Here is a 13,320-nt window from a genome sequence, read left to right as displayed (position 1 = left end):
TCTCAGACCTGAAAGCCGGGATCGATCTCGGCCATGGCCCGCGTCGCACGCTCTCCGAGCTCGGCGTGGGCTTTTCCATGGCTGGCGATCAGACAGCCGGCCTGTCGCACATCTCCGGTGTTGTAGGTGAGGTCGGCCTGATCGGCATGGGTGAAACGACCACCGGCCGCCAGCAACACCGCCTCCGGAGCAGCCATGTCCCAATCCTTGGGAGCGCTCTTGCCGGAGAGGGAAACGTAGAGGTCGGTTTCGCCTCTCAGGATCGTGGCCACCTTGAAGCCAACGCTGCCCACGGCTTTGGAACCGCCGAGATTGAGGGCATCAATGAGCTTGACCAAACGGTCGTCGCGGTGGCTGCGGCTGGCCACCAGGATCAGATCTGAAACCTCGGTTCTGGCGCTGAAGCGAACCGGCGACCGCTCACCCTGACGGTCTTCACACCAGGCACCCTCACCAACGATGCCGATCCAAAGTTCATCGGCTTCCGGCAGAAGCACAACACCGATCACCGGCCGCTTGTCGCGCACCAGGGCCAGATGAACGGCGTATTCGCCTGTGCCCTGCAGGAAATCCTTGGTGCCATCCAGGGGATCGAGAATCCACAGCCACTCCGCCGGCAGCGGTTGGCCTTCCGTGAGCTGCTCCTTGGCGGTCTCCTCGCTGAGCAGCGTCCAGTCGGCCTTGGGGAACGCGGCCGACAGCCCATCCAGCAACCACTTGTTGACGGCCAGATCAGCTGCAGAGACGGGGCCCTCTCCGCCTTCATCGACACTCAACGCCTTGGGGAAACCATGCGGAGGCTGCTCGCCGCGGGCATAGGCCCGCAGGATGTCGGCGGCACCCCAACTCAAGCGACGCAATTCCGTCAGCAGAGCCTCCTTGTCAACGCCAGCGGGGAGGACGGCAGAGCTGGGCATCATGATCATCAGAGGCGCTCGCCATTGTGATGCAGCGGGATGAACCAAGCGGCGGCAGCCTTTATCTGGTGGGCACTCCCATTGGTCATCTGGGGGACCTGTCACCACGCGCCCGTGACTTGCTCCGCAGCGTCGATGTGATCGCCTGTGAAGACACTCGGCATAGCGGACAGCTGCTCAGCAGCCTTGGAGCGGGCGGCCGCAAGCTGTCCTTTCATCAGCACAACACCCGCACCCGCGTGCCCCAACTGCTGGATCTACTGGCGGAGGGTCAAAGCCTGGCGATAATCAGTGATGCCGGGCTGCCGGGCATAAGCGACCCCGGTGAAGAGCTGGTGGCCGCAGCGCACCAGGCCGGCCATCCCGTGATCTGCATCCCCGGCCCCTGCGCCGCCACCACTGCTCTGGTGAGCAGTGGCCTGCCCAGTGGACACTTCTGCTTCGAAGGATTTCTGCCGGCCAAAGGCAAGGAACGGCGGGCCCGCCTCGAAGCCATCAGCCATGAACCCCGCACAACGGTGCTGTACGAAGCGCCGCACCGCCTGATCACGTTGCTCGAGGAACTCCAGCACCACTGCGGAGGAGACCGTCCTCTGAAGGTGGCACGGGAACTGACCAAACGCCATGAAGAACAGGTGGGGCCGACGGTGGATCGTGCCCTGCTGCACTTTCAGCAGCACCCGCCCCAGGGGGAATGCACGATTGTGCTGGGGGGAGCACCGTCGCAGAACGTGGAAGAACCCAACGACGATGAGCTGCTCAGGCAGCTGCAGGCGTTGCAGGACGAGGGTGCAAGCGCCAGTGACGCTGCACGGCAACTGGCCCAGACCACAGGGCTGTCCAGACGACGCCTGTATGCCCTCTTGCACCAGGGCACGTCAAACTAAGCCCGTCGACGGTTGTGCTGTGTTGATTCGCCTGCGTCTTCTGCTGATCAGCTTTGGCGGTGGCCTGCTGCTGCTGCTGCTGCTCTGCCTTGGAGCCCAGAACCTTCAGGATCGCCACACGCTCCAACTCGGGGGGCAGCGCTCAGTGCCTCTTCCCACGGGTTTTCTCGTGGGGATTGCGATGGTGATCGGGGTGATCAGCGGCGGAACCGCAACGGCCGTTTTGCTTCCCGATCAACGCGATCGCTTCGATTAAGAGCAATCAGCGGCGGTGCTCATGCATCCAGCGCAATCAAGGTTCCGTCCAGCACTAGTCGTGTAATGCCCCGGGCCAACAGGTAACTGCTGGTGCGCTGAAACACAGCCGTATCGGGAACCTTGATCACCCGCTGACTCCGCCCGCACTGGCGCTTGGCCGCGCGGGGGCTGGCAAACAGGCACAACCCCTGCCGTTCCTGCTCGGCATCGTCGAGGAGGCCCAACTCGGGGAACTCCTTGAGGGGGCGCGCATCCAGCTCGACCACCTTGTCAACCAGCATGTAAGCGCTGTCCGGCAGCAGGTCGACACTGAACGGTTGGGCTTGATTCAGTGGGCGATCACTGAGATCTCCCACCCCAAGCAGGGGAACAAGCTCCGTGAACGTTTCAACGCTGCCGTTGTCATCGTCTTCAGCGAGCTCCTCATCAGAGTCTTCGCCGAAGTCATCTGCGTCATCCAGGGCCAGGCTGCTGTCGTCTTCCTTGAGGGAGTCAGCCTCTGGTTCTTCCACCTGAGTGACGGTTGGCGGAGGAGGAGTCGCCAGCCCTTTTTGCCTGCTGGCCTTCAGCGCGGCATAAGCATCAGCTGGCAACAGTGCTTTCACCGTGCGACTCACGGTGTTAGGGCTGCAGCCAAAGGCCTCTGCCAAAGCTGATGTTGACTCGCCGGCCTTGTAACGACCGACCAGATCCTGCTTCTCGCTGTCGCTGAGACGACGCGGGGCCATGGATGCCGATCAATAGCCCATCACCTTAGATGGCGCAAGGCTTCCAAATCCAGCCTGCCTCGAAGCAGCCTGCCAATATGTGGGCGCTTGCTCCCTTAGCTCAGCTGGATAGAGCAACTGCCTTCTAAGCAGTCGGTCGATGGTTCGAATCCATCAGGGGGCGTTAACAGTCATACCAATGGTTTTCAGCGATTTGCTGGAAGCCGTTTTTTCTTGAAAAGCGACGTTTGTGCGCAGATTTGACCCAAGCTCAACTGCACGGGGGGTGGGGTTGCGATTTCCGCGCACTGGCCGCAGGAGCCGGTACCTGCTCTGAAAGCCGAAGAGTCAGGTCAGTTCGCAGCTGCTGTCGGCGCACAGAAGATGCTTTACGAGCTTCTGCTGCGCAGGAAGTTGGACCACGAAGCTGCCAAAGCCAGTCGTCCTGGCTGGGGCTATCGCCACGGCAACACCAGAACCTGACAGTGAGTTATTGGCGCGCCTAACCGCGACAGCGCCCTGCTTGTGGTGCGTACTGGCCCGGGGCTTGGACACCCCGGGCTTTCCTCCGTGATGCGTAGCTAAGGCAAGAGGAATAATGAGAGTGGTATCCATGAGATCAATTGAAACGCCTGCTTTTACCGGTCCTGTCCAGTGCCGCTTTGCTGAATGCGGGGGTACCCGCTTTTGCAGGCAGTTATGAGGCGTTGTGTGGGGGAACAAAGTGCACGGTGTTTGTGAGTGCTAGTGAAATCCGATCTCCAAATGGCAGCATCCCCCCTGAGCGAGTAACCGACTGGGGGGGCGGCGGTGATAGTTCAACCTCGGTTGGAACGGGCGTCGCTACCACGATTCTTCTTGGACCTCTTGGCCTACTTGGATTTTTGGCAAAGAATCATGAGTTCAACTTTTTAGTCAATGGATATGATCGCGAAGGGAGAAGGACTTCTCTAAATATTCAATTTAAAAATGATAAGCCAGCAAGAAGGTTTATTAATGAGATGCAACTAATAACAGGACTTGGGATGGGCCAGGTAAGAACAGCTCAAGAAATTAAAGATGCAGAATCTGCTGCAACCGCAGTGGGGTCAACAGGAACTCTTGATGGCGATGCTGCCGCAGAAAAATCAGGAAAAATGACTAGAACATATATTCAAAATTACTCTCCTGAAGTCAAAGAAGAAAAACCAAAAAAACCCAGGAGAACCCCAAGAGATTGGTGAATAATTCTATAGCCCTTGCGACAACTATCGCTTCTAATTGAACAAGGCCTTGCTTTCAACTCAGACATCACCTCATGAAGCAGTTATTAATTGCCATCCTCTTGTTGATGCCAGTACCTGCGTTTGCTGATCTTGGCGCTGCTGAAAAGGGAATTAACTCCAGTCGTCCTGGCAAAACATTGTTTAGAGGTTTCTTTGAAAATGAGTTTAAAGCTTACTGTGAAAAATGGGGACAGGTGTGCATGGTCAGATTCTCCAAGGAAAAAATGACTGTTGACTCAGGGCCAGGAATTACTCCTGAACAAATAGAACGAACTTGGAAGCTTCACCAAGGTGTCAATTCAACCGTTTGGATTGTTTATAGAGATAAAGATCAAGCAAAAAAGCTTGCGGCTTTTGAGTTTCATGGAAATTCTGAATTTTGGCATCGCCTGAATTTGTTCATGTCTGGCATTCAGGTAAATCCTTATTACTACATAATAGACTAATCTTACTTCTTACTTCTTACTTCTTACTTCTTTTACTGGGTCCTCATGATCGCTAGAAATGTGAGTCAATTGACAGAGGTTGAGCCTTCTGAGAACAGGTTGGAACTTCTAGGCCGTTTTGGTTGACGTTTGGTTGACGTTTCAAACCCTGGGGCAGATGTGAGTCACCAGGTCAGCGTTGACCCAGTTGATGACGCCGGTATCGACATCAGCCACCTGGAACAACGTTGGAACATTGGGGTTTCTGGCGCCGCAATCCACCCAGATCACGTCAGCCATCCACCAGTCGCTGCCGTCATCAACGATCACCGTCATGCCTGCCCGACATTCAGAAAGACAGGATCCGCCTTGTGTGCTGCAACACCGCACAAATAGTAAGCCGACTAGGTCACTAGAGCGTTCTTTTTATGTATTGGTAGATATGTGCAGTGGGTTTGAAATTGATTGTATTTTTAGACTTATGTCCTTAATTTATGGCATACGAATCCAAGAGGTGAGGATGACTCTCGGATCCGCAGTCGTGGACTTGCTCAGCCACGCGACTTGTCACTTATAAGCTACTGACAAAGGGGATGTGACTGTAGTCACGATTTAAAGACGAACAAATACGACTGCTGACGTAGGTCATCAGGCGTATTTGCTGTCTTGAGGAGATCAAAACTCAAAGACACCCTTTTTTAAGGTTTTTTTTGGAAAATTCAAGTCATTAAAGCTGTGCTGTGTTGAGACTCAGACTCGTCGCATTACCTGCTTCCTAAGCGGTTGGGCTCAGCTGCAAGAGCTCCATTCGTCTTCCCCTTCCATCTCCAGTCCATTCACGACTGCTGTTGCTGCATCCGCTGCTGACGCTTCGTAAGTGATTCCGGCTGTGAGACCAGTACCCCTTCCCACTACGCCACTCGGTCCACCAAGGTCGTTTCGTCAATCCACTGGGCGTAGTGCTTGATGTGGGTCACGAGGTCAGCGTTGACCCAGTTGATGACGCCGGTATCAACGTCAGCAACCTGAAAGAGCGTGGGGACCTTGGGGTTCCTGGCACCACCATCAACCCAAATCACGTCAGCCATACGCCAAGCACCATCGGTGTCAGTGACGATCACGCACATGCCTGGTTTGACGCTCAAGAAAACCGGATCTGATTTGGGCGCTGCAACGCCGCTTGCATGATCAACCGACATAACCCTCTTGCTAGTACGCATGTACTAAACCCCTCGGAGCGGAAGAGTCAACGGTCAGTTCTGCGCACCAATCTGCGCACTTCCCGCAAAGTGGCGGGGAGCCTTCTAGTCACAGCCTGCGATCTGAGCTGGTTGACCTATTGCCTTCTAAGCAGTCGGTCGATGGTTCGAATCCATCAGGGGGCGTCTACGACGAAGCCACTCCAACGAATACGTCTCGGAATGGTTCAAACGGGTTGTGGAGCCCCTCGAAGTGTGAGGGGCACCGATCAGATCAAACGATCAGCTGTAGGCCTTGGCGATGAGGGGGCCAGCTTGCTCATCTGACAGCACTGGGGTGACCTCCCAGTCGAGGCACTCGGCCCACTCCGCGGCGTGCTCGTAACAGGCATCGGCATTTTCTGCCTCCACGAGAATCCAGCCCTCAACAGAACCCGGTGCGTGCCAACGCTTCCAGGACTTGCACTCAGGGAAAGGCGCACCCGTTGCCAGAAACTTCTTGGCAGCGATTTCGTGGTAGCCGGTCTTGAACGACCAGTGCATCAAAAAGGTCATGGAAGGTGTTGAAGCGATCGAACATTCCCACATGCCAAACAGCTTGTCTGTGAGAGCGAACACGGCGAGATAGATCGCTGCAAGCCCTTCCCTCAATCGTCATCAGCAGTCGTCTTGCATCCAGCGTCATGCGCGGTTACATGGGAGCCATGCAGCCAGATGGCGGAATGCCGGAGCTTCTTAAGCGTCAGATTGACCGCCTGGAAACCGCCATTGACCTTTCGACGGACTGGCTTGAAATTCAATATCTGATGGTTGAGCTCGATCAGCTCAAGGCTCTGTATGAGGAGGAGGAATCAGAGGCTGCATAAGCGGGCTTTGACATCAGCCTCAGCGCCAAACTCCAGCGAGTTCAGCAACACGTCAGGCCAGCTTGTTCAGCGTTATTGATCCAACCCTGCCAGCGTGGGGAATCACTGACGTTTCATGGGATGAATAAAAAGCAGCAGGCGGAACTGGAACGCCTCGAGCGTGTGCTTGCGGTGGCCAAGCGGAACGGGAACGAGCTGTTCATTCAGAACATCGAACGGGAGATCGCCGCCGTTCAGCGAGGTGAACACTCCCCCCTCATCGAGGAATACCTCACAGCGGAAGAACGGGCATCAAGGGGCGTCGAGAACCAGCCCGAGGCTTGAAACCAACTGAAAGGCACGCCACCCCAACAATCAATCGTTCAGGCCCTCAAGGCAATGCGCCTTAATGCTGATGACTTTGTGCCCCGAAGGCACAAAACTATGGGCATCGAGATCGGAGGAGCCCATGACGGACGACACTCCACCCCAGCAGACCGTAGAAGCAGACTGACTTTCTGGCCCCTGCTCCAACAGTCTCAACAATGACCTGGGTTGGTCCTTTGGTGGGCACGCAATGGTCCGCCACGCCAATCGACGCTCCACTTGCACCGTCTCAGGTGCCCTCGGAGAAAACGACCCAACACTCGAGTCCATGGCCCCAGGGCGCCTCGAGCCAGACGCTTCGACCCTTTCTTTCCCTAGCTGAAGTGATGGGTTGAACGATGCACAAACGAGCGAGTTAGGCCGTCTTTCCACCGGGAAGGGCGGCCTTCCTCTTTGGCTAATTACCCATGAAACAACACCAGCCCGCTCTCATCTCGGGCTCACGTTCAAACAGTTAAGGGAAGAGCCATACAGGCAAGCATCAAGCATCTGCATCCTCCACATCGGCCCCGGAACCAACACCTTCAGCCCCAGGATCCTGCCCAGGCCGCCAGCCACTCTCCCAGATTTGACGCGTCTTGAGATTCAACTCGTCGCGCGAAAGTCCCCATAGCGTGAGACATTTCTGCAGATCATCACGAATATCTTCAGCGCCAGGAAAATCCGCATATCGCGAAAATAATGCAGCAATCGTTGTCAACTGCTGCGGGCCTGGTTCGCCCCCATGACCCAACACAGCATCGATCTGGTCACGATCGATGGCGTAAAGCGGATGGGTTTGCTGCGTGTCGTCGGTCATCCACCGATCATGCCTGAACAGGGCGAGCAGAGCAGCAGATCAGTCGAGCTCCCAGCACTCAGACCCACGACTTGTGAGCAGGCAGACAACGTGCTTTTCCTCGCTGATCAGGCGATACGTGTGCCCATCAGCATCACTACGGGCACGGGCATGCCAGAAGGCATTGTCTTTGGAAGCGTGTTCGGCACGATTGGACCAACCATCAACTGTTAGCTCTTGAACCGCAAACATGCGCCTGACTCGAACTGAACAAAGGCTCGAGGAGCACGTGCGTTCTGTGCAGGATCAACAGAAACTCGTTGGGATCGCTTGATCAGCTGTTGTAATCAGCGCAAAGCCGAGATTTTGTCGACACTTGAACCAACTTCCTCAATAAAAAGACGCTCAGCTGAGGCATCATTTTGAAGACGAAAGAGAAAGCCATTCACCCAAGCTGTTTCTTTATTATTGACCTCATGGCCACGGTCAACGAACCCGGGCTGCTGCTGGAACAGATGCAGGAGAATGGTCAGAACGTCCTGCGGGGAAAGATTTTCTGGGTCAATCGATGGCAGTTGATCCCTTACATCCAGATACGACATTGACCCGGTGGTCGCAACATCAAAGGCCACTGTCGACTTGCACACACGATCAGTCCATCCAAACAAAAGCCCCACCGAAGTGGGGCTTCATCTCTTGAGTGAAACAGGAGTCAGAGCCAATTGGCACGCATGGCTTCGTAGGTCACTCCTCGATATTTCAACTGAGTTGGAGCCACCTTCTCTTTCGCCAGCTTGACGGGAGAGAGATGTGCAGAGGTGTAGTCGCCGGATTCAGATACGCGAGCCACGGCCTTTTTGGAGCTGTTGCGGAGCTGCACGCGCAGCTCACGCTCCTTCAGAAGCTGAAGAGCATTCATGGTGTTCCTCGTAGAAAGCTCAGGCCCCGTTCCATGCCCTGAGTCGAACTGCGCTTCGCTGTGTAGCGAAGTGAACGTTTGTAGCGGTTGCTACAAACTAAATATAGGGCACCCAAGCTGAGTTGCGCTGTTCATCCCGTTACAGCCAGAGGCAACTAAATCAAGTTCAACCGCAAAAGCTGCGCCAATGCGAGCGAATTGTGGTCGTCTTCGTTGGTCGTTCTCAATTCAAGGTTGAAAAAGAGCGCTGATTGCTCCTGAACAAAAGGGCCTGCATGCCACGTTCCCGGATGAAGCTTGAAGGCTTCACCGGCCTGAAACTTGATCAATGCGATCGAGGAAGCGAGGGGCGGACAGCCAGAATCCGTGGAAGGGGCCATGGCCAGCCACCAGGGTTGGGCATCGGCAGATCCCAGACACTGACTCACGCGATGGTGCCGCGTCATCGACTTGAGCACAGGAGGCCGGCGGCGGATCCGCATCACGTAAAAGCGCGGTTGACCATCTGCAGCGAAGAAGAGATCTGCGTCCGCTGGACCGAACAATGCAGGATCGCTCTGCGGACGCAACAAGGTGCCACAGCGCTCCAACCAGGGCGAGTCCGATGCAATCGGCGTCAGGCTCTGGGTTTCCTCATGATCCATCCCGTCAGGATATGAAAACCAGACCATGCACCCGTGCAAAAAATGGTGCCTTGGGCCACTGAAGGCAAGGTCGGAAGTCCCTATCACCTGAAAAAGGTGAACCGATCATGCTGACCACATCGACACGCTTGAAACTGCAAAACATCTGCAGCCGCCTCGCTCAGGGTGAGTTCGTGTCACTCCAGGAACGCGTCTACCTTCAAAAATTTGCCGAACGCGATCGCAGCGTGAGCACGTGGGTAAGCAGAGCGCAACGCTTTCAACGGGAAGGCACACAACAAGGCCTCGACGGCTTGATGGCCGATCTCGACCTGGGGCGACGTCATCCAGACGACCCTGAGCATCCAGAAGATGATCTCGGCGACTGGTTCAGCAATGCTTCGCCATGGCTGCGTCGCGACTGACGCGTTAACGGGGATCGTCGAGGGAGCCGAAATGGTTGACGGCAACCGCCTGCAACGTCTTCAACGATTCCAGAACAGCCAGGCGTTGCTGAGCCTGAGCAAGCATCGGCTTGCCATGGGGGACGCATGATTCGATCAGAGATGCCGCCTCAGAGGCTTCAGCCTTCACCCAGACCGTGCATCGCTCAAGGCGGGTGGTGAGATCACCATCACGCAATGCGCCCGAGTAGTTCGGCCCAGCGAAAACCTCGAGAAGTGTCGCCAGCGCATCCCTGGCCTGCTCCCGGTTCACCGTCATAGGGCTTGTGGAATACGGGACCACACTGGCAGCCCAGGCACAAAAAAGCCGCCTCATATGGGCGGCCGGGTGATGGGGATATCCACAGCCTACCCGAACAAACCAGTGATTGCAGGCCTTTTGAAGAAATGGCGACAACACGGGCTGGCAAAGTTTTCCACTTTCCTGTGGATAAGGCCCCGCCAAGCGATATTTTGTGAGATTCAATCCACCACATCTGGTGGATCAGCTGCACAAACTTGACGAGAAGCACTACACTTATTGAAACGCCGGGTGATGGGGATTACTTGGCTTATTCCTCCGTCCAACGGAGGTTTTTTTATGCCTTCTTCCATGACAAGGCAGCCCTGTCTGCAGAGCTCACATGGCCAAGGGGCATGCCCATGCAGAAGAGGTAAGCCACATCTGCATAACTTTGTTCACGGATCTGACGCATCTCAGTGAACTGAAGACTGCTTCAGCTCTGACCCAGCACGTGAAATCAAACCAACAACTTATTCAGGCAAGACTCAGATCCACGCCATAGGCTCCGTGCAGCAACACAAAATCTCGACCAAATGCGTGCCCTGAACGGATTGCTGCTACTAGCGATTGCTCTGAGCGTGCTCCCGTCTTCAGCAGGCGCCCTTGAGCTGGGTCCTTGTGAACCGGCCGAAGCGGTGAAGATCATCGACACCAGCCTGGGACAAGGAAAAACGCTTCAGCAAGCCATGCAGATGATGATCAAAGCGAAAGTGTTCGACGGATCCAAGGCGTGCATCACCTTCATCCGCGAGACCTCGATGAGCATGCGCGATTCATACCCAAGAGCCTTTAAATCGCTTTGGTTGAACTAGGCATCCGTCAGATCCTGATGATGTCGGTTTGGCGGAGAACCGGGCCTTAAGCCAACGGCGCACGAGCAAACCCGACATCATCGAGTCAGGATCTAGGCCCATCATGCAAACCCCACGACGGATCAACGATCCCGCCAATAGCCTCGCCGTGGTGGTTGCCGTCGTTCTCACCGCGCTGCTGTTGTTGGGGCAGGCTCTGTTCATCGTTCCGGCCGGCAAGGTTGCCGTGGTCACCACCTTGGGCAAGGTGAGCGGAGGTTCGAGACTCCCGGGCCTCAATCTCAAGGTGCCGTTCATTCAATCGGTGTATCCCTTTGATGTGCGCACCCAGGTCAAACCGGAGGAATTTGCCACCCTCACCAAAGACCTCCAGGTGATCGAAGCCACCGCAACCGTGAAATACGCCGTTCGCCCCAACGAAGCCGGACGGATCTACAGAACTATCGCCGGCAACGACCGGGAGATCTACCCCCGAATCATTCAGCCGTCATTACTGAAAGCCCTGAAGTCGGTCTTCTCCCAGTACGAGCTCGTCACCATTGCCACCGAATGGAACGACATCTCCGCCCTGGTAGAGCGCACGGTCGCCGAAGAACTCGACAAATTTGATTATGTGGAAGTGCGCGGTCTCGACCTCACAGGCCTGCAGATCGCCGAGGAATATCGCGCTGCCATTGAACAGAAACAGATCGCAGAGCAGCAACTGCTCCGCGCCCAGACCGAAGTGAAAATCGCTGAGCAGGAAGCCCTGCGCTACGACACCCTCAACCGCAGCCTGGACGATCAGGTGCTTTACAAGCTTTTCCTCGACAAATGGGATGGGCAAACGGAGGTGGTACCGGCCCTTCCGGGCAGCAACCCCAGCACACCTCCAGTAATTGTGGGGCGACGCAGCTGAACCAACGCCAGCCGTGGTTGTTGATCAACAATCGCTTCTCGAAGACAAAGATCGTCTCGAAGAACTGCGCCGCAGTTACGACGCTGAAGCACGGCTGAACGAATCCTTCATCGTTCTGACGGTTGGCGCCAGCCTGATCGCCAGCCTGGGTTTGGTCGCCGACAACAATGCGGTGATCATCGGTGCCATGGTTGTAGCGCCGTGGATCCTTCCGCTGCGGGTGGCGGTGTTCGCGATCCTGATCGGGCAGGCCAGGCTGTTGTCACGATCACTGATCACCCTTGTCGCCGGAGCAGGGATCACCTTGATCCTGTCGATGGGATTGGGCCTCATCGCACGCGGTCAGGGCTTGCTTGTGGTCGAGGCCTTGCCGGAACAGATCGTCGCCCGACTTGAACCCAACACATTTGATCTGGGAATCGCCTTGGCGGCAGGTGCCATCGCGACCTACGCCAAGGTCAACCCTGGGGCCGTGAGTTCGATGGCCGGCACGGCGATTGCCGTGGCCTTGGTGCCGCCGGTGTGCGTGATGGGATTGATGCTCTCCGGGCCAGACATCAGCAGCGCCCAGGGTCCTGCACTGCTCTATGCCGCCAACTTGCTTGGAATTCTGATTGGCGGGATCACGGTGCTGGCGATTCGTGAGCCGTAGTTCCGCGACAAACTCAGTCGCCGCCGCCGCTCACGCTTACCCGTGCTGTTGGCATTGGGTTTGGCCGTGCTGGTGGGTCAAAAACTGTATGGCAGGTATGAGCAATACCGATACAGGCTCAATCGGGAGGTGGCCCAAAAACAGATTGAATCTGAGATCCGCTACTACCTCAAGAATGAGACGTTGACCTTTGGCGCCAACGACGCCGTGGAACTGGAAAAGGTCGTCTTCGACTGGCCCGACTACTGGGAACAAAATCAAGCCCCAAGCTTCCTGGTGGTGGTGCGATCACTCGACCCCAAGCTGCCGAGTTACAAACAGGTTCAGAACATTCAAGACACGATCAACAGCAGACTTGCAGGACAATTCCCTGGCCTTGAACTGCAGATGCAGGTGCAACGCATCAACGTGAGCGTGGTGGAAGGCAATGAAGTGGACCTTGAGGTTGACCTCGAGCAAATCTTCAACGACGCGGACACAGACCTTGCGCCGCCACAGGTGCTTGAAGATGAACCGAAAGATCAAGCTGAAGATTCAGCCGTAGCAGCAATCTGTTCAAAACCAGTTTGCTGAAACGCGATTTATTTGCGGGTCAGGATGACAAACAGGGCGTGAACCACAGCGGCTGGCCACATGCCAAACAAGACTGGGAACCCAAGGCCGCCAACGGCAAAGAGATAGATCACCAGGTTGATCCAAAAGGGCTGCGTCAATCCCACCTGAGTGAAGACACCCAGAGGGGGAATGAATAGGGCAATGATGATCCGAAAGATGTCGCCGCAGGTCATCAGAGGAGCACGGGGGTGCCCATGTCTAGCCATCACCACCTGAAGCACAGATGGCTCCTCGCTATGGATGGTTGATTGGAGCTCAATTCTGCAAGCACAACAAAAAGCCCCCTCCGAGGAGGGGGCTTTCCGATTCAGTTGATCTGAACCGTTTGTTGATTCCAGATCAACCGATGGCAGGAGCCTGCAGAGCCACAGGAGTGGACTCAGCAG

The 13,320-nt window shown here is 55.9% G+C and carries 22 protein-coding genes and 1 tRNA gene; 12 read left to right on the top strand and 11 right to left on the bottom strand.

Annotated features, from left to right (window positions below; translation table 11 throughout):
- Positions 1–2 precede the first annotated feature (2 nt).
- The gene (locus tag AAXE93_RS00115; RefSeq protein ID WP_390128599.1) at positions 3–920 is read right to left on the bottom strand and encodes a 3'(2'),5'-bisphosphate nucleotidase CysQ; all 918 of its coding nucleotides are present in this window, start codon (positions 918–920) and stop codon (positions 3–5) included.
- A 26-nt stretch (positions 921–946) separates the two neighbouring features.
- On the opposite strand from AAXE93_RS00115, the gene rsmI reads away from it, so the two are divergent.
- A complete protein-coding gene (gene rsmI / locus AAXE93_RS00110; protein WP_390127122.1) occupies positions 947–1,804 on the top strand; it encodes a 16S rRNA (cytidine(1402)-2'-O)-methyltransferase in 858 nt (285 codons plus the stop codon).
- A gap of 19 nt (positions 1,805–1,823) precedes the next feature.
- Positions 1,824–2,060, top strand: a complete 237-nt coding sequence (locus AAXE93_RS00105) for a hypothetical protein (protein ID WP_115081645.1) — start codon at positions 1,824–1,826, stop codon at positions 2,058–2,060.
- A 19-nt stretch (positions 2,061–2,079) separates the two neighbouring features.
- Here the strand turns inward: AAXE93_RS00105 and AAXE93_RS00100 are convergent, their stop codons facing one another.
- The gene (locus tag AAXE93_RS00100; RefSeq protein ID WP_390127119.1) at positions 2,080–2,790 is read right to left on the bottom strand and encodes a helix-turn-helix domain-containing protein; all 711 of its coding nucleotides are present in this window, start codon (positions 2,788–2,790) and stop codon (positions 2,080–2,082) included.
- 89 nt (positions 2,791–2,879) lie between these two features.
- Between AAXE93_RS00100 and AAXE93_RS00095 the strand changes: the two genes are divergently transcribed.
- The 3 genes from AAXE93_RS00095 to AAXE93_RS00085 all read left to right on the top strand — a co-directional run bounded on the left by AAXE93_RS00095 (position 2,880) and on the right by AAXE93_RS00085 (position 4,480).
- Positions 2,880–2,953: transfer RNA gene (locus tag AAXE93_RS00095), tRNA-Arg, on the top strand.
- Positions 2,954–3,392: 439 nt separating this feature from the next.
- Complete coding sequence (locus AAXE93_RS00090; protein WP_390127117.1) at positions 3,393–3,992, top strand: hypothetical protein; 600 nt, start codon at positions 3,393–3,395, stop codon at positions 3,990–3,992.
- A 74-nt stretch (positions 3,993–4,066) separates the two neighbouring features.
- Entirely contained in the window at positions 4,067–4,480 is a 414-nt protein-coding gene (locus tag AAXE93_RS00085) for a hypothetical protein (protein ID WP_390127115.1), read from the top strand.
- 141 nt (positions 4,481–4,621) lie between these two features.
- Here AAXE93_RS00085 and AAXE93_RS00080 read toward each other — a convergent pair whose 3' ends face one another.
- The 3 genes from AAXE93_RS00080 to AAXE93_RS00070 all read right to left on the bottom strand — a co-directional run bounded on the left by AAXE93_RS00080 (position 4,622) and on the right by AAXE93_RS00070 (position 6,213).
- Positions 4,622–4,795, bottom strand: coding sequence for a DUF3104 domain-containing protein (locus AAXE93_RS00080; protein ID WP_390127112.1), 174 nt, complete (start codon positions 4,793–4,795; stop codon positions 4,622–4,624).
- A 575-nt stretch (positions 4,796–5,370) separates the two neighbouring features.
- A complete protein-coding gene (locus AAXE93_RS00075; protein WP_390127110.1) occupies positions 5,371–5,658 on the bottom strand; it encodes a DUF3104 domain-containing protein in 288 nt (95 codons plus the stop codon).
- Positions 5,659–5,940: 282 nt separating this feature from the next.
- Positions 5,941–6,213: a DUF3303 domain-containing protein gene (locus tag AAXE93_RS00070; protein ID WP_390127108.1), complete on the bottom strand. Its 273-nt coding sequence runs from the start codon at positions 6,211–6,213 to the stop codon at positions 5,941–5,943.
- A gap of 140 nt (positions 6,214–6,353) precedes the next feature.
- Between AAXE93_RS00070 and AAXE93_RS00065 the strand changes: the two genes are divergently transcribed.
- On the top strand, positions 6,354–6,524 hold the full coding sequence (locus AAXE93_RS00065) for a hypothetical protein (protein ID WP_255441878.1): 171 nt from the start codon (positions 6,354–6,356) through the stop codon (positions 6,522–6,524).
- A 120-nt stretch (positions 6,525–6,644) separates the two neighbouring features.
- Positions 6,645–6,848 carry a hypothetical protein gene (locus AAXE93_RS00060; protein ID WP_390127106.1) on the top strand — a complete coding sequence of 68 codons (204 nt, stop codon included), beginning with the start codon at positions 6,645–6,647 and terminating at the stop codon, positions 6,846–6,848.
- Positions 6,849–7,371: 523 nt separating this feature from the next.
- Here AAXE93_RS00060 and AAXE93_RS00055 read toward each other — a convergent pair.
- The 4 genes from AAXE93_RS00055 to AAXE93_RS00040 all read right to left on the bottom strand — a co-directional run bounded on the left by AAXE93_RS00055 (position 7,372) and on the right by AAXE93_RS00040 (position 9,231).
- On the bottom strand, positions 7,372–7,689 hold the full coding sequence (locus AAXE93_RS00055) for a DUF3288 family protein (protein WP_250397367.1): 318 nt from the start codon (positions 7,687–7,689) through the stop codon (positions 7,372–7,374).
- Positions 7,690–8,015: 326 nt separating this feature from the next.
- Positions 8,016–8,300 carry a hypothetical protein gene (locus tag AAXE93_RS00050; RefSeq protein WP_255441877.1) on the bottom strand — a complete coding sequence of 95 codons (285 nt, stop codon included), beginning with the start codon at positions 8,298–8,300 and terminating at the stop codon, positions 8,016–8,018.
- Positions 8,301–8,380: 80 nt separating this feature from the next.
- On the bottom strand, positions 8,381–8,587 hold the full coding sequence (locus AAXE93_RS00045) for a hypothetical protein (RefSeq protein ID WP_390127103.1): 207 nt from the start codon (positions 8,585–8,587) through the stop codon (positions 8,381–8,383).
- Between the two features lie 155 nt (positions 8,588–8,742).
- Entirely contained in the window at positions 8,743–9,231 is a 489-nt protein-coding gene (locus tag AAXE93_RS00040; protein WP_390127101.1) for a hypothetical protein, read from the bottom strand.
- 107 nt (positions 9,232–9,338) lie between these two features.
- Here AAXE93_RS00040 and AAXE93_RS00035 point away from each other — a divergent pair, with 107 nt between their 5' ends.
- Positions 9,339–9,635: a hypothetical protein gene (locus tag AAXE93_RS00035; protein ID WP_115010336.1), complete on the top strand. Its 297-nt coding sequence runs from the start codon at positions 9,339–9,341 to the stop codon at positions 9,633–9,635.
- A gap of 4 nt (positions 9,636–9,639) precedes the next feature.
- Here AAXE93_RS00035 and AAXE93_RS00030 read toward each other — a convergent pair whose 3' ends face one another.
- Positions 9,640–9,933 (bottom strand): hypothetical protein, encoded by a 294-nt coding sequence (locus AAXE93_RS00030; protein WP_390127099.1) that lies wholly within the window; start codon positions 9,931–9,933, stop codon positions 9,640–9,642.
- 557 nt (positions 9,934–10,490) lie between these two features.
- Between AAXE93_RS00030 and AAXE93_RS00025 the strand changes: the two genes are divergently transcribed.
- The 4 genes from AAXE93_RS00025 (at position 10,491) to AAXE93_RS00010 (ending at position 12,892) form a co-directional block, all read left to right on the top strand.
- Positions 10,491–10,769: a hypothetical protein gene (locus AAXE93_RS00025; protein ID WP_114988186.1), complete on the top strand. Its 279-nt coding sequence runs from the start codon at positions 10,491–10,493 to the stop codon at positions 10,767–10,769.
- A 103-nt stretch (positions 10,770–10,872) separates the two neighbouring features.
- On the top strand, positions 10,873–11,667 hold the full coding sequence (locus tag AAXE93_RS00020; RefSeq protein WP_390127097.1) for a prohibitin family protein: 795 nt from the start codon (positions 10,873–10,875) through the stop codon (positions 11,665–11,667).
- A gap of 13 nt (positions 11,668–11,680) precedes the next feature.
- Positions 11,681–12,319, top strand: coding sequence for a DUF389 domain-containing protein (locus AAXE93_RS00015; protein ID WP_390127095.1), 639 nt, complete (start codon positions 11,681–11,683; stop codon positions 12,317–12,319).
- 60 nt (positions 12,320–12,379) lie between these two features.
- Positions 12,380–12,892 carry a hypothetical protein gene (locus AAXE93_RS00010; protein ID WP_390127093.1) on the top strand — a complete coding sequence of 171 codons (513 nt, stop codon included), beginning with the start codon at positions 12,380–12,382 and terminating at the stop codon, positions 12,890–12,892.
- A gap of 8 nt (positions 12,893–12,900) precedes the next feature.
- Here the strand turns inward: AAXE93_RS00010 and AAXE93_RS00005 are convergent, their stop codons facing one another.
- Positions 12,901–13,107 carry a YqaE/Pmp3 family membrane protein gene (locus tag AAXE93_RS00005; protein WP_390128597.1) on the bottom strand — a complete coding sequence of 69 codons (207 nt, stop codon included), beginning with the start codon at positions 13,105–13,107 and terminating at the stop codon, positions 12,901–12,903.
- Positions 13,108–13,320: the final 213 nt, after the last annotated feature.

Source organism: Synechococcus sp. HIMB2401, from assembly GCF_042883245.1.
Lineage (GTDB): Bacteria > Cyanobacteriota > Cyanobacteriia > PCC-6307 > Cyanobiaceae > Parasynechococcus.
Note: the sequence above shows the minus strand (reverse complement) of the source record. Positions and strands in the feature narration are given on the sequence as shown.

Excerpts from the sequence above, each read along its gene's own strand:
- AAXE93_RS00070 (WP_390127108.1), bottom strand. The coding sequence starts at position 6,213 with ATGACCTTTTTGATGCACTGGTCGTTCAAGACCGGCTACCACGAAATC.
- AAXE93_RS00030 (WP_390127099.1), bottom strand. The coding sequence starts at position 9,933 with ATGACGGTGAACCGGGAGCAGGCCAGGGATGCGCTGGCGACACTTCTC.
- AAXE93_RS00055 (WP_250397367.1), bottom strand. The coding sequence starts at position 7,689 with ATGACCGACGACACGCAGCAAACCCATCCGCTTTACGCCATCGATCGT.
- rsmI (WP_390127122.1), top strand. The coding sequence starts at position 947 with ATGCAGCGGGATGAACCAAGCGGCGGCAGCCTTTATCTGGTGGGCACT.
- AAXE93_RS00040 (WP_390127101.1), bottom strand. The coding sequence starts at position 9,231 with ATGGATCATGAGGAAACCCAGAGCCTGACGCCGATTGCATCGGACTCG.
- AAXE93_RS00115 (WP_390128599.1), bottom strand. The coding sequence starts at position 920 with ATGATGCCCAGCTCTGCCGTCCTCCCCGCTGGCGTTGACAAGGAGGCT.
- AAXE93_RS00085 (WP_390127115.1), top strand. The coding sequence starts at position 4,067 with ATGAAGCAGTTATTAATTGCCATCCTCTTGTTGATGCCAGTACCTGCG.
- AAXE93_RS00065 (WP_255441878.1), top strand. The coding sequence starts at position 6,354 with ATGGGAGCCATGCAGCCAGATGGCGGAATGCCGGAGCTTCTTAAGCGT.
- AAXE93_RS00035 (WP_115010336.1), top strand. The coding sequence starts at position 9,339 with ATGCTGACCACATCGACACGCTTGAAACTGCAAAACATCTGCAGCCGC.
- AAXE93_RS00005 (WP_390128597.1), bottom strand. The coding sequence starts at position 13,107 with ATGACCTGCGGCGACATCTTTCGGATCATCATTGCCCTATTCATTCCC.
- AAXE93_RS00045 (WP_390127103.1), bottom strand. The coding sequence starts at position 8,587 with ATGAATGCTCTTCAGCTTCTGAAGGAGCGTGAGCTGCGCGTGCAGCTC.
- AAXE93_RS00100 (WP_390127119.1), bottom strand. The coding sequence starts at position 2,790 with ATGGCCCCGCGTCGTCTCAGCGACAGCGAGAAGCAGGATCTGGTCGGT.
- AAXE93_RS00020 (WP_390127097.1), top strand. The coding sequence starts at position 10,873 with ATGCAAACCCCACGACGGATCAACGATCCCGCCAATAGCCTCGCCGTG.
- AAXE93_RS00025 (WP_114988186.1), top strand. The coding sequence starts at position 10,491 with ATGCGTGCCCTGAACGGATTGCTGCTACTAGCGATTGCTCTGAGCGTG.
- AAXE93_RS00060 (WP_390127106.1), top strand. The coding sequence starts at position 6,645 with ATGAATAAAAAGCAGCAGGCGGAACTGGAACGCCTCGAGCGTGTGCTT.
- AAXE93_RS00080 (WP_390127112.1), bottom strand. The coding sequence starts at position 4,795 with ATGACGGTGATCGTTGATGACGGCAGCGACTGGTGGATGGCTGACGTG.
- AAXE93_RS00075 (WP_390127110.1), bottom strand. The coding sequence starts at position 5,658 with ATGTCGGTTGATCATGCAAGCGGCGTTGCAGCGCCCAAATCAGATCCG.